This window comes from Streptomyces sp. SID5910, assembly GCF_009862125.1.
Classification (GTDB): Bacteria; Actinomycetota; Actinomycetes; order Streptomycetales; family Streptomycetaceae; genus Streptomyces.
The window spans coordinates 1-12095 of sequence record NZ_WWHX01000174.1; the positions used below are offsets into that span (position 1 = coordinate 1).

The following is a 12095-nucleotide window of genomic DNA, read 5'->3' on the forward strand; positions in this document are numbered from 1 at the left end:
GATCTGCCGGGCGACTCGGTCGGGGGTGAGGCGCGTGGTGTCGACGACCTCGGCCTGCGCGTGCAGCCATGTGCGGGCCGCCTCGGCGTAGGGCTCCAGGTGGGCGAGACGGAAGGGCGAGTCGGGGCCCACAACGGTGTCGCCCGCGATGCGCCCGCGCAGGGTGTCCTGGTCGGCGTGGAGGACGAAGTGCCGTACCGGAATCCCGTGTTGTGCGAGACCGGAGCTGATCTCGCGCCAGTACTGCTCGACCAGGACGGTCATGGGGATCACGAGAGTGCCGCCGGTGAAGTCGAGCACGTGACGGGCGGTCTCGACCACCAGCGGCCGCCATGGCGGCCAGTGCTGGAAGTTGTCCGTCTGGGGCAGCCCTGGAGCGATGTCCATGAGCGTCTCGCCGACCTTCTCGGCGTCGAACACTCGTGAATCAGGGACCAGTTGCTGTACGAGCGCACTGGTCGTCGTCTTGCCTGCACCGTGGGTTCCGTTGAGCCATACGATCACGGACCCACGCTAGCGGTGGGACGCGGTCTGTGCTCGATCACAGCCCCGTGGCCAGCCGCCCTGCAAAAGGACGCTGACCGGCATCGCAGTCAGGCGAGGTCGGTGGCGGGCTCGGTCGCGTAGCGGCTCATCGCAGCGATGTTGGTCTGCCGCGTCAGCGGGCGGCCGTCGGCCAACTCATCACGGAGGTCTCGGAAGTACTGGACGTACAGGTCCGGGGTGAACGTGCTGAGCATGACGGCGGGTCGGTCGGTCAGGTTGGCGAAGGTGTGCGGGGTGCCCGGCGGGACCATCACCAGCGTGCCCGCGGTGGCGTCGTGGTCCTTGTCTCCGACGGTGAACCGTACCGTGCCGGAGAGGACGTAGAAGCCCTCGTCGTGTCGGGCATGGCGATGCTGCGGCGGTCCCTGGGTGTGCGGGGCGAGGACGGACTCGGCGATCGCGAGGCGGTGCCCGGTGTGGCTGCCGTCCTCCAGAACGCGCATGCGTGTGGTCCCCAGAATGATCGTCTCGCCGTCGCCGGGACCCACCACCGATACGGCGGGGTCGGCCTGCGGCTCGCTCGGCTTCGCTTCTTCGGTCATGCTCACGAGTGCACCGCCGCGACCCCGCCCGCGTCCAAGACTCGTTCCGCGACGTCGATACCTCCTGGGTATCGTTGCAGCGTGGAGCTACGGACCTTGCGCTACTTCGTGGCGGTCGCCGAGGAACTTCACTTCGGCCGGGCCGCCACCCGACTGCACATGAGCCAGCCGCCGCTGAGCCGGGTGATCAAGCAGTTGGAGGCCGACATCGGCGCCCTGCTCTTCACCCGCTCGCCCACCGGCGTCACGCTCACACCGGTGGGCGCGGTGCTGCTCGACGAGGCGCGGGCCCTGCTCGACCACGCCGACCGCGTCCGGGTACGCGTCAGCGCGGCGGCCGGCGCCGCGACCCTCACCGTCGGCATCCTGGGCGACGGCACCGACCCGGGAGTGTCCAGGCTGGCCGCCGCCCACCGCCGAAACCACCCCGGCCTCGACATCCGCGTCCGCGACACGGACCTCACCGACCCGACCTGCGGACTGCGCGCCGGACTGGTCGACGTCGCCCTCACCCGGGCACCCTTCGACGAGACCGCTCTGACGGTGCGTACGCTGCGCAGCGATCCCGTCGGCGTGGTCCTGCGCGCCGACGATCCGCTGGCCGGCCGCGACCGACTTCGGCTGGCCGAGCTGAGCGACCGCCGCTGGTTCCAGTTCCCGCAGGGCACCGACCCCGACTGGCAGTCGTACTGGAACGGCGGCAGACCGCGCGAGGGACCCGTGGTGCGCGCCGTCCAGGAATGCCTCCAGGTCGTGCTGTGGAACGGCACGGTCGGCTTGGCCCCGCTCGGACACGACCTGCCCGCGGGGTTGGCCGTCGTACCGCTGACCGACATGGCACCGAGCCGAGTGGTGGCGGTGTGGAACGAAGGCGACGCCAACCCCTTGATCCGATCCTTCGTCGAGATCGCGGCAGCCGCGTACGCCACTGAGCGCCGGCAATGATGCCGCTCCTCGGGCGGTTGCGGCAGGATCACGGTTCGGCCCGAGCGGCGCCAGTGTCTTCACCGTGGCGGCGTCGTGTGATCGGATCGGCCCGTATCAGCAGGTAGCGGCTCGGGGAGGGCCGCGCAGGAGGGGAAGAGAACCGTGACGTCCGCCATCGCCCAAGAGGCCGTACAGCCATGCCCGGAATGCGGCACCGAGATCCGCGGCGACAGCCGGTTCACCGTCTGGTGCGCTGCCTGCGACTGGAACGTGGACCCCGGGGAGCCGCAGCCGCACCCGGGACGTCTGGAACGGGCCGAGCGCGCCCTGGCCCGACGGCACGGCGAGCAGCTGCTCGCCGAGATGCTGAGCGGGCACGACGCACGCCCGCGACGTGACGCCTCGGCGGTGGCGGCGACCGCGCTCGCTCTGACCGTCCACGGGATCACTCTCGCGTTCGCCGCCGGTGGAGTCTGGTGCCTGGTGGCGGGCTGGGGCGGCGTCGGCATCGTGGCCGGGCTGGTCCTTCTGGCGCTGGCCTGGATGCTCGCCCCGAGGGTCGGCCGTCTGCCCGACGACCTGACCGTGTTGCTGCGGGGCGACGCGCCGGAACTGTTCACCCTGGCCGACGAGGTGGCCGAGGCCGTCGGCACCCGGAGCGTGGACGCGATCGCCGTGGACGGGAGCATCAACGCCGCCGTCACGACGTACGGTCTGCGCGGCCGACGGCTCCTGATGCTGGGCATGCCGCTGTGGGAAGTTCTCACCCCCGAGGAGCGGATCGCGCTGCTCGGCCACGAACTGGCCCACTACGCCAACGGCGACACCCGCAACGGCCTGGTGGTGGGCACCGCGATACGGACCCTGTCCGTGTGGCACCACATCCTCCAGCCACTGCCGCACCCGACCGGGCTCGAGATCATCGTCAACGCCCTCTACGTGCTGCCCCGTCTGCTGATCGGAGGGCTGCTGGTGCTGCTCGTCCGCCTGACGTCACGCGCCGGGACGCGGGCCGAGTACCTCGCCGACCGGCTGGCCGCCCGCACCGCCTCCACGCAGGCGGCGGTCGGCCTCATGGACCGCTTGCTCATCACCGACTCGCTCGACCTCCGGCTGCGCACCGAGGCCAACCGTGCCGCCCTCGGCGGACCCCGGTCCACCCGGAAGGCGACGGACCGGGCCGACGAGTTGTGGGGCACGCTCACTACGTACACGGCGACCATCCCGGAGCACGAGTACGAACGGCAGCGGCGCGCCGGAGCCCGGCGCGGACACCAGGTCGACACCACCCATCCGCCGACCCACCTGCGGCGCGCCTGCCTGCTCGCCGGCCGGCCCGAGACAGCCGCGGTGGTGCCGCAGGCCCACCGGACCGAGCTGATCGCCACCGAACTCGCCGCCGCCCGCACCGAGGTGGCCCGACGCCTGCTGCGCGGCGGCCTCTGACACTGAAACGGCATGCCGGGCGGGGTCGAGCCCCTGACTACCGTCCGGCAGTTCCGGGGGCGGTGACCTCCCAGGCCGCCTCGATCATCCGGAAGATCTCGTCGACCGCGGCCTCCGGATCGGCTGTCTCACGGGCCAGCGAAAAGGCATCGATCATAAACCTCGCGATCGCCCGGCAGGCCGTTGTGCTCCGTGACAGACCGGGATCGGCTGCGATGGCCCTCGCCAGCGACTCCGCGTGGCGCAGCCGCATCGACTCCTCGTACTTCCGCAGGGCGGGCGACGTGTCGATCATGTGCCAGATCGGGGCGGCGCCGGCCGCCGTGCAGTGGCGCACCAGGGCCTGGATCTCGCGGCGCAGGGCGGGGACGAGCGGCTCGTTCGGCGCCCGGTCGGTGACCGCCCGCGTGAGACGCTGCTCGAAGTTCGCGTCCTGCTCGAACACCAGGGCCTCTTTCGAGGCGAAGTGGGAGAAGAGCGTGGTGACGGCCACGTCGGCCTCGGCAGCCACGTCACGGATGCCCACCGCGTCGTAGCCGCGCTCCAGGAAGAGCCGCAGGGCGGCGTCAGCGATCTTCTGCCGGGTCAGGGCCTTCTTGCGCTCACGGCGTCCGGTCGGCACGGTCATGCCCTCACGCTATCAGGTGCGAATCCGTACCGGTTTCAAAACGCTAACCGTTAGTGTTACGTTCGCTGCATGAAGAAGGTGAGCTTCGCCGAGTTCGGCGGTCCCGAAGTCCTGCAACTCATAGAAGCCGAGGAGCCCCGCCCGGGCCCCGGCCAGATACGCATCGCCGTACGGGCGGCGGGCGTGAACCCCGTCGACTGGCGGATCCGCGAAGGCCAGGTGCTGGGGGCCCATCCGATCGAGTTGCCCTCCGGAGTCGGACTGGACGCCTCCGGGGTGGTGGACGAGGTCGGTGAGGACGTCGAGGGAGTCGAGGTCGGTGACCGGGTGTTCGGCGAAGGGGCGAGCACGTATGCCGAGTTCGCCGTGCTGTCGGCCTGGGCCCGTATGCCCGACGGGCTGACCTTCGAAGAGGCGGCCGGCTATCCCTCCGTGGTGGAGACCGCGCTGCGCGTCATCCGCGAGGTGGGCGTGCGGCCCGGGCAGACGCTGCTGGTCAGCGGTGCGGCCGGGGGAGTGGGGTCGGCGGTGCTCCAGATCGCGCGTGATCGAGGCATCACGGTGATCGGCACGGCCGGGGCCGCCAACCAGGACTACCTGCGGAGCCTGGGTGCCGTCGCCACGACGTACGGCGAGGGCTGGGTCGAGCGGGTGCGGGGGCTCGGCCGTGTCGACGCGGCACTCGACCTGGCCGGCTCGGGCGTCATCCGCGAACTCGTCGAGCTGACCGGGGATGCCCAGAAGGTGATCTCCATCGCCGACCTGGACGCACCGAAGTTCGGTGTCCGATTCTCCGGCGTGGCCGGCAGCGTGCCGGTGGCGCTCGCCGAGGCCGTCGACCTCATCTCGCGGGGGAAGCTCCACATCCCGGTCGAGAAGTCGTACGCGCTGGTCGAGGCCTCGGCAGCGCACATCGACAGCCAGGCCGGTCACACACGCGGGCGCCGGGTTCTGGTCGTCTGAAGCCGGCCATGCGGCGCCCTTGAGTGAGTTGCCTTTACGGCGGGGTGCCGTGGCGCTGCCCATGGCTGAGCCGCGGCACTTCCCCCACCGTTTGCCGAACCGGTGGATACGAGACGGGCGTCCTCATCGGCGTATTGGACCCCACGGTCAGCAGCCCGCCGGCGAGGAAGGTGCTCCGCACCCCGGCGAGCGGCAGGACCAGTCCGCCCAGTGCGGCGCCCGCCGCGATGCCGGCGTTGTAGGCACCGGAGTTCGCCGCGAGGGCGATGTCCGTGCGGCCCGGTGCGCAGTGCAGCATCGCGTTCTGAGTGGTCATGAACACCGGCCCGAGCGCACTGCCCATCAGCACCAGGAACACCACCGCCGCCACCGGACGAGCGCCGGCCGCGTACAGGCCGAGCATGCCCGCCGCCTGCGTGGCCACGGCCGTGATCAGCGCGGCCTGCGGAAAGCGGTCCAGTAACACCCCGGTGACGCTCACCCCGGCCAGACACGCGACACCGAACACCACGAACAGGGCGCTGACCGTGGCCGGGGCGAACCCGCTCACGCCGACCAGGAACTTCACGATGTAGGTGTATCCGGTGAACGCCCCGGTGGCGGACAGGGCCCCGGCCGTCAGCACCGTCCCGAAACGCCGGGCGTCCGGGCCGGTCGCGTAGGCGGCGGGCTCCTCCTCCGGACGCGAAGTGGGCAGCAGAACGGCGATCGTCACCAGGGAAACGAGCCCCAGAGCCGCCGGCACGGCGATGGGCACTTGCCAGGTACTCCGCCGGCCCAGCCAGGTCCCGGCGGGCACACCGAGCACGAGGGCGAGTGAACCAGCCACGGACAACGCCCCGACCACACGCCCGCGGACCTCGGGCGTGAACAAGCCCACCGCGACCGGGCCCATCACGGCCCAGAACAGCGCCTGGGCGAGCGCGGTCAGCAGTCCCGTGAGCACATGGCGTCGGGGCACGGCCCGCACGACGTGGGCGATCGGCACAGAGGCGATGGCCACCGTCACCCCGTAGCCGGTGACCGTGTTGAAGGTCAGGGCGGCCAGCATCAGGGCCCCGAGCACCGCCGGCCTGTGCCATGAAGCCGGTTGCCGCCCGATCGCACGGTCGGTCCTCGCCCGTTGCGCGTGCCCCGTAGCACCGTCCATGGGGGCACCTCACCGGCACACCGGTCGCCCCGCAACCGAATTCATCTGCCGTGTGGGTGAGGTCGTTGGCATGTCCTGGGGCGATATGCGGGGGTTGAGCGCCTGTGCGCCCCCGCAGGCCCTCTCCCGGGGCGTGCAAGGGCGTCGCACGGTCGTGCGTATGGGTGTTGGGGAACAGGCGTGTGCGGGCCGTGGGGACGGAACGGACTGTCCGAACGGGGAGGTCTTGCCGGCGTCGGCCGGGGCGGGGGACGTGCGCTGTGAAGAGTGCCGGTATCACTGGGAGCTGGACGAGACGGAACCCGGTCGGCGCGGGGCCGCGGATGAGGAGCTGACCCGGCCGGTGGGGGATCCGCGGGAGGCCGGGACCGACACCGCCGCGTAGAACGACGTCGCTTCCTTCGATTCAGGCGGCCTTGAGGGGCCGTCACTGCCTCCGCACCTGTCGGTGTTCAGCGCCGGGCTGCCACGGCTGTCGCGGCCGACGTGAGAATGCGGTTCAGGACGGGGACCGGGATCGCCGGGTTGGTGACCGCCGCGCATGCCGTGTCGCGGTCGTGCAGCAGCCCGGCCAGGACGCGGGCCGGCAGCCGTGGATTGCGCACCGCGGTGTCGCGGACGTAGGCCTCCGGGTCGTTCAGCAGCCGTACCGCGTCGGCCGGTGCCAGCCGGGGGTCCTCAGCCGCCCGGCGGCGCACCTCGGCTTCGGGATCCCGTGCCAGACGTGCGACGTCGGCCGGTGTCGACGCCGGATCGTCCAGGGCCAGGCGGCGCATCCGTCCGCTGGGGTCGCGGATGTAGCGCAGCAGGCCCGTCCGGGGGAAGCTGGGGTGGCTGCGGGGCCGGCCGGGGTGGCTGAAGCTGCCGTCCCACCAGCGCCAGACCTCCAGCAGCAGGTCGGCCGGCGCGTCCTCGCACGATTCGGCGAGGAACAGACGGACCACCCGGTCATCGTCCCGCGCCAGGCGCGTCACGACATCCGGCGGCAGGCGCCGGGCTCGGGCGACACTGCGACGGACCAGCGGGTGGGACGACGCGGCGAGACGGCGCATCGCATCGGCGTCACCGTGCAGTTCCTCGACCCAGGGAAGGGCGTGCGACAGCGACGACGGGTCGAAGTCGTAACGGATCGCGGCACGTTGCTCCTCGCTGAGGTCGGGGCGCAGCGCCACCGTCGAGCGGATGTCGTCCCGCGGATCCTGCGCCAACACGGCGACGCCGTGCGCGCTCAGATTCGGGTTGCCGGCCAGTGCCCGACGTATCTCCGCGTCCCCCTCCCGGGGCAGCTCTCCCTCCAACTCGGGCGTGAGGCAGCACCGTTCGAGCGCCCGCTGCGGGTCGGGGAGGGCGGCGAAGACCTCGCGAGGCATGGGTACGTCGGTGTGGTGGGCGAGCAGCGCGGCTGTTCGCACCGCGTAGTCGCTGTCGGCCAGCAGTCGCTCCCGCACGGGCGCGCCGAGGTCCGCCCACCGGGCGCAGGTCGCCCTACGCACCCGGGGATCGGCGTCGGCCGCGAGGCCTGGGAGGTGCTGCGCGGCGAGCACCGGGAGTTCGGCGGCTCGCGGGCGGGAGGGGCCGGCGAGAAGGTCGTCGCACAGGTCCTCGGGGAGTTCGGCGCCGCAGGCGCAGGCGCGCTCAGCCCAGAGCACGCGTCGATCCGGTGACGGCTCGGCGCGGATCAGACGGACCCACTGATCGGGCGTGAGCTTGGGCCGGAAGATGTCGGCGAGTCCCGACCGCACGCGCGGATCGGGGTGCGCCACGGCGGCGTCGAGGACGGCGGGCCGGTCGCATCCGTGCAGGAAGCCCTCGTACACATCCAGCAGCCGGATCAGCAGTTCGTCCGTCGCGGCCGGATTGGACCCGATCCCCTCCGCCCAGTGCAGAGGCCACGCGGGCCGGCCCGGCACCGCTGCCCACGTCTCGGCGCGCTCGGCCTCCGTCTCGCGCCCGGCGGCCTCGGCGACCTCCTCCAGCCGCTCCGACAGCCGGTCGAGGGCCGTCACCCGAGGCCCGTCCGCGCCGGGCACCTCCGCCAGCAGCACCTGCCCGTCGAGGGAGAGCGCCACGAACCCGAGGTCGCCGTTCACCTCGGGCACACCGCTTCCGGCGTACCGAACCCGGGTCCACCAGGCGTCGTTGCCGCCGATCCGATGCCCGAGGACGGCCATCAGGAACTCGCCGTCGACATCGCGAAGACGACGCCACCACGCAGCATCGAGTGGATCCCGGGCCACGCTGTCCGGCGCCGCGATCCCCCGTGCGATCCGCCAGCCGGCCTCCGGCGGGAACAGACTGCCCGGGCGAACGTCCTCGACCACCGTGAGTCCGGCGCGGGTGAGTAGTTCGTGGAGTCCCTCTCGGTGCTGCACGCGGTCATGATCCCGGTCGACTCACGGTGGGACAAGTCCTCCAGGTCCGCGTCGAAGGTCACGCCGAACGCGAACCGGCCCGGGCCGGTTCGCGTTCGGGGAATTCCCGTGGCATTCCACCACGTTCGGCTGACAGCCACTCTCGAGCCCTTGCTTCGTCCAGGAGACCTCTCTCATGTCAGAGCCAGAGATCGATGCCCTCGTGTTCGACGTGCTCGGCACGCTCGTCGACGAACCCGCAGGAATCCGCGCCGGTATCCGCGAGCTCGGCCCATCGCTCGGCGATTCCGGGGTCGAGCAGCTGCTGCGGCTGTGGCAGCAGCACGTCGACCGCGAGCAACGTCGCGTCCTCGACGGCGCCCGGCCGTACGCGACCAGCGACGCTCTCGACCGGGAAGCCGCCCGGCTCGTCGCCGGTGCCGTCGGGGTCGACGACCCGACCGCCGTGGCGGCGCTGGCCCTGGCAGGGCGCAGGCTCCCGCCGTGGCCCGACACGGTGGCAGGGCTCGCCCGGCTCGCCGAGCGGTTCCCGCTGATCGGGCTCTCCAACGCGAGCCGGCCAGCGCTGCTGGGACTCAACGCCCACGCCGACCTGCGCTGGCACCAGGCCCTGTCCGCCGAAGACGCCCGGACCTACAAGCCGGACCCGGCGGTCTACCAACTGGCCGTCACCGTCTCCGGGCGACCGCCGGAGCGGCTCCTGATGGTCGCCGCGCACGCCTGGGACCTGCGGGGCGCACAGGGCCTCGGCCTGCGCACCGCCTACGTCGCCCGCCCCGTCGGCGACCCGCCCACCGCCGCGGACCGGTTCGACCTGCACGCCGAGGATCTGGCCGGTCTGGCGGACCAACTCCTCCCTGCCTAAGCCCGTGTTCCGGCTGGAGACCATCACGGACCGCCGGGCGGCCCAGGGAACCGGCACGCCCCTAGCGGCCCGTGGGGCGCAAGCCTGACCGCTGCGCCGCACGAGCATCCCCCGTCAGCAGATGCCGTCGCCCGGCTTGGGGTTGCCCAGGCCGAACAGCGGGCGCAGCCTGAGGCCCACCCAGGTGCCGGCCAGCGCGAAGGCGCCCCACAGCCAGCCGCTGAGGCTGCCCGACGCGATGCCCGCCAGGTAGGCGCCGATGTTGCAGCCGCCGGCCAGCCGGGCGCCGATGCCCATCAGCACGCCGCCGAGCACCGACGCGACCGCCGTGCGCCACGGGATGCCCCGGTGCAGCGCCCAGGTGCCGCCGAGCGCGGCGGCGACGGCCGCGCCGATCATGATGCCGATGTCGTTGAGGCTGGTCTTGTCGGCGAGCACCGGACCGGCCAGCGTCTCGGCGTTGCCGGGCTGCTGCCACCAGGTCCAGTTCTCCGGGTGACCGCCGAGCGCGCCCACCAGCTCCGAGCCCCAGAGGCTGAACGCGCTGGTGACACCCCAGGCGCCGCCGGACACCAGCAGGACGCCCGCACCGAGCACGGCCAGCGCCAGAGCGCCGACGGCCAGGGGCCAGGAACCGCGGACGGCTCGGACGGCGGCCCGGCGCGCCGAGGGGACGGCGCCCAGCGGCGGCGGGTTGCGGCGGGCCTGGACACGCCGGCTGACCAGCACCACGAGGAGCAGCGCGGCGATGGTCACGCCCCAGGAGCCGAACCAGCCGATGTGCTCGGACAGCACGACGGGCTCCCAGGCCGGGAGGTCCTTCCACAGGTCGAACTGCCAGGCGGCCAGCGTGGCGCCGGCGACGAAGCCGCCGAGGGTCAGCACGATCGACGTCTGCCCCGAGCCGACCGCGAAGAGGGTGCCGGAGGCGCAGGCGCCGCCGAGCTGCATGCCGATCGCGAAGAGCACCGAACCGGCGAGCAGACCGACGCCGATCGGCCCGGCGGACGGCGCGGGCTGGGAGCCGAACAGCCCGGTCTCCGTGCCGATGAGCAGCGCGAACAGGGTAGCCGTGGTGCCGAGGAGCAGGGCGTGTGCCCGCAGCCCGGTCCCGTTGCCCACGGCGACCAGCTGCCGCCAGGCGGAGGTGAAGCCGAACCGGGAGTGGAAGAGGGCGACGCCCAGGCCGAGGCCGAGCAGGAGCAGCACGCCCGGCTTGGCGCCGTGCGCGGACCAGACGTACGTGGTGAGGGCAGCCGCGAGCAGCCCTGACACGACAAGTGGCGTCCGCCGCACCGGGGGCAGGGACGGCGCCTTCGGGCGTTCCGCGGAGGTGGGGGAGGGAGCGAAAAGAGGGGTGGTCGCGCGCGGCGGCGCGGCCGGGGACGACCCGGCAGGGGGAGCGGTGGTCACGGAAGATCTCCGGAGGTGGTGTGCACGGGGCGGCGGACGCTGGCGGACCGGCGGGGATCACGCTGCCGGTCCGGAGGTTCAGCGGGGACAGAGCCCGTCGTCGACGCACCACGCCGAGCACGCGAAGAGCGCGAGGCACAGGAGCGGAGCCGATGCATGCATGCGTACGAATATACGGAGGAGGGTGCTCCGGATGCCATGCCGTCTTGCCATGCGGATGGGCGGGCGAGCCGCGGCAGGCGCGAAGCCTCAGCCGACCGCGTCGCCCTCGTACCGCAACCATCCTGTGCAACCGGGATGTGGTGGCTATCCTGGCACCATGGCTGTCACCACGATGACCCTGCGCGTCCCGGACGAGCTCGCCCCGTCGATCCGGGCGGCTGCGTCCGAGGCCGGGCTCAGCGTGAACGCCTATGTGGTGCGTGCCGCCCGCCGGGCGGCGACGCTGGACGCCGCGAAGCAGCTCGCCGCGCTCGGTCTGGGCGAAGATCTCGCGGGTGAGGGCGACGCCCTGTGAACCGTGGTGAGATCTGGGCGCTGCCCGACGGCCGCAACGTTCTGCTGATCAGCCTGACCGGCCTGGAGGAGGCCTACGGCGCGGTGCTCGCCATCGTGCTGCACGACAGCGGCCGCTACCCCGACACCGCCATGTCCGTCGTCATCGACGCCCCTCTCCCGTGCACCGCCGTCGCCGTCAACATCGTCCAGCTCCGCACGGACCGCTTCGACGGCGCGAAGCTCCTCGGCCCGGTCGACGCCGCGGCCATGGCCCGCGTGGACGCCGCCCTGCGCGCCGTGCAGGACCTTTAGAGCCGCGCAGGACCTTGAGAAACGGCCCCGAGGGGTCACGGACGGGGGCGCAGATCCGGCGGCTGCGGGGGCCGGCCGGTGAGGTCGGTGATCAGCCTCGTGCACAGGGGCTCCCGCGCGAGCGGTGCCCCGTTCTCGGCCGAGGTTCCCTCGGCACATGATCCGGACCGAGGGAACCTCGGCCGAGCCGGCCCTCAAGGGGAAGCGCCACTGGCCGGTCTGTAACCGGAGTGCCCCGCCACCCCGCCCCCAGACCCGAGCCGGCCGGTTCGCCAGGCGTGGATCACACCGCTTCGGAGGGTTGGCGGGACGCAGCCGGAGTATTCGGCATGAAGTGTTTGTTGGTACTGACGTTCCAATCAACAGGGAAAGGGCGGCCGGACAGGTGGCGAACATGGATTTCCCCGGCGGGCTGCGGGCGGACGGCCTGCCG

At 72.3% G+C, this 12095-nt stretch carries 12 protein-coding genes; 6 read left to right on the forward strand and 6 right to left on the reverse strand.

Going from position 1 to position 12095, the window contains the following annotated elements; genetic code table 11:
* Both GTW67_RS06295 and GTW67_RS06300 read right to left on the reverse strand, forming a co-directional pair.
* Positions 1 to 504 (reverse strand): AAA family ATPase (locus tag GTW67_RS06295; RefSeq protein WP_161163802.1); only part of this gene is annotated, 504 nt, incomplete at its 3' end.
* Between the two features lie 89 nt (positions 505 to 593).
* On the reverse strand, positions 594 to 1088 hold the full coding sequence (locus tag GTW67_RS06300; RefSeq protein WP_202436882.1) for a cupin domain-containing protein: 495 nt from the start codon (positions 1086 to 1088) through the stop codon (positions 594 to 596).
* An 81-nt stretch (positions 1089 to 1169) separates the two neighbouring features.
* Here GTW67_RS06300 and GTW67_RS06305 point away from each other — a divergent pair, with 81 nt between their 5' ends.
* Positions 1170 to 2033, forward strand: a complete 864-nt coding sequence (locus GTW67_RS06305) for a LysR family transcriptional regulator (protein WP_346010572.1) — start codon at positions 1170 to 1172, stop codon at positions 2031 to 2033.
* Between the two features lie 144 nt (positions 2034 to 2177).
* Entirely contained in the window at positions 2178 to 3461 is a 1284-nt protein-coding gene (locus tag GTW67_RS06310) for a M48 family metallopeptidase (RefSeq protein WP_346010573.1), read from the forward strand.
* Between the two features lie 37 nt (positions 3462 to 3498).
* On the opposite strand, the gene GTW67_RS06315 is transcribed toward GTW67_RS06310, so the two are convergent.
* Positions 3499 to 4089, reverse strand: coding sequence for a TetR/AcrR family transcriptional regulator (locus tag GTW67_RS06315; protein WP_161163804.1), 591 nt, complete (start codon positions 4087 to 4089; stop codon positions 3499 to 3501).
* Between the two features lie 69 nt (positions 4090 to 4158).
* Here GTW67_RS06315 and GTW67_RS06320 point away from each other — a divergent pair, with 69 nt between their 5' ends.
* The gene (locus GTW67_RS06320; protein WP_161163805.1) at positions 4159 to 5052 is read left to right on the forward strand and encodes an NADP-dependent oxidoreductase; all 894 of its coding nucleotides are present in this window, start codon (positions 4159 to 4161) and stop codon (positions 5050 to 5052) included.
* A gap of 34 nt (positions 5053 to 5086) precedes the next feature.
* Here GTW67_RS06320 and GTW67_RS06325 read toward each other — a convergent pair whose 3' ends face one another.
* A complete protein-coding gene (locus GTW67_RS06325) occupies positions 5087 to 6118 on the reverse strand; it encodes an MFS transporter (protein ID WP_161163806.1) in 1032 nt (343 codons plus the stop codon).
* 536 nt (positions 6119 to 6654) lie between these two features.
* Entirely contained in the window at positions 6655 to 8574 is a 1920-nt protein-coding gene (locus tag GTW67_RS06330) for a hypothetical protein (protein ID WP_161163807.1), read from the reverse strand.
* A gap of 175 nt (positions 8575 to 8749) precedes the next feature.
* Between GTW67_RS06330 and GTW67_RS06335 the strand changes: the two genes are divergently transcribed.
* Positions 8750 to 9439 (forward strand): haloacid dehalogenase type II, encoded by a 690-nt coding sequence (locus tag GTW67_RS06335; RefSeq protein ID WP_161163808.1) that lies wholly within the window; start codon positions 8750 to 8752, stop codon positions 9437 to 9439.
* 114 nt (positions 9440 to 9553) lie between these two features.
* Here the strand turns inward: GTW67_RS06335 and GTW67_RS06340 are convergent, their stop codons facing one another.
* Positions 9554 to 10852, reverse strand: coding sequence for a YeeE/YedE thiosulfate transporter family protein (locus tag GTW67_RS06340; RefSeq protein WP_161163809.1), 1299 nt, complete (start codon positions 10850 to 10852; stop codon positions 9554 to 9556).
* Between the two features lie 319 nt (positions 10853 to 11171).
* Here GTW67_RS06340 and GTW67_RS06345 point away from each other — a divergent pair, with 319 nt between their 5' ends.
* Entirely contained in the window at positions 11172 to 11369 is a 198-nt protein-coding gene (locus GTW67_RS06345) for a toxin-antitoxin system HicB family antitoxin (protein ID WP_237518698.1), read from the forward strand.
* Complete coding sequence (locus GTW67_RS06350) at positions 11366 to 11662, forward strand: hypothetical protein (RefSeq protein ID WP_161163810.1); 297 nt, start codon at positions 11366 to 11368, stop codon at positions 11660 to 11662. The genes GTW67_RS06345 and GTW67_RS06350 overlap by 4 nt, the downstream gene beginning before the upstream one ends.
* The last annotated feature ends 433 nt before the right edge of the window (positions 11663 to 12095 follow it).

Excerpts from the sequence above, each read along its gene's own strand:
- GTW67_RS06300 (WP_202436882.1), bottom strand. The coding sequence starts at position 1,088 with ATGACCGAAGAAGCGAAGCCGAGCGAGCCGCAGGCCGACCCCGCCGTA.
- GTW67_RS06315 (WP_161163804.1), bottom strand. The coding sequence starts at position 4,089 with ATGACCGTGCCGACCGGACGCCGTGAGCGCAAGAAGGCCCTGACCCGG.
- GTW67_RS06320 (WP_161163805.1), top strand. The coding sequence starts at position 4,159 with ATGAAGAAGGTGAGCTTCGCCGAGTTCGGCGGTCCCGAAGTCCTGCAA.
- GTW67_RS06335 (WP_161163808.1), top strand. The coding sequence starts at position 8,750 with ATGTCAGAGCCAGAGATCGATGCCCTCGTGTTCGACGTGCTCGGCACG.
- GTW67_RS06345 (WP_237518698.1), top strand. The coding sequence starts at position 11,172 with ATGGCTGTCACCACGATGACCCTGCGCGTCCCGGACGAGCTCGCCCCG.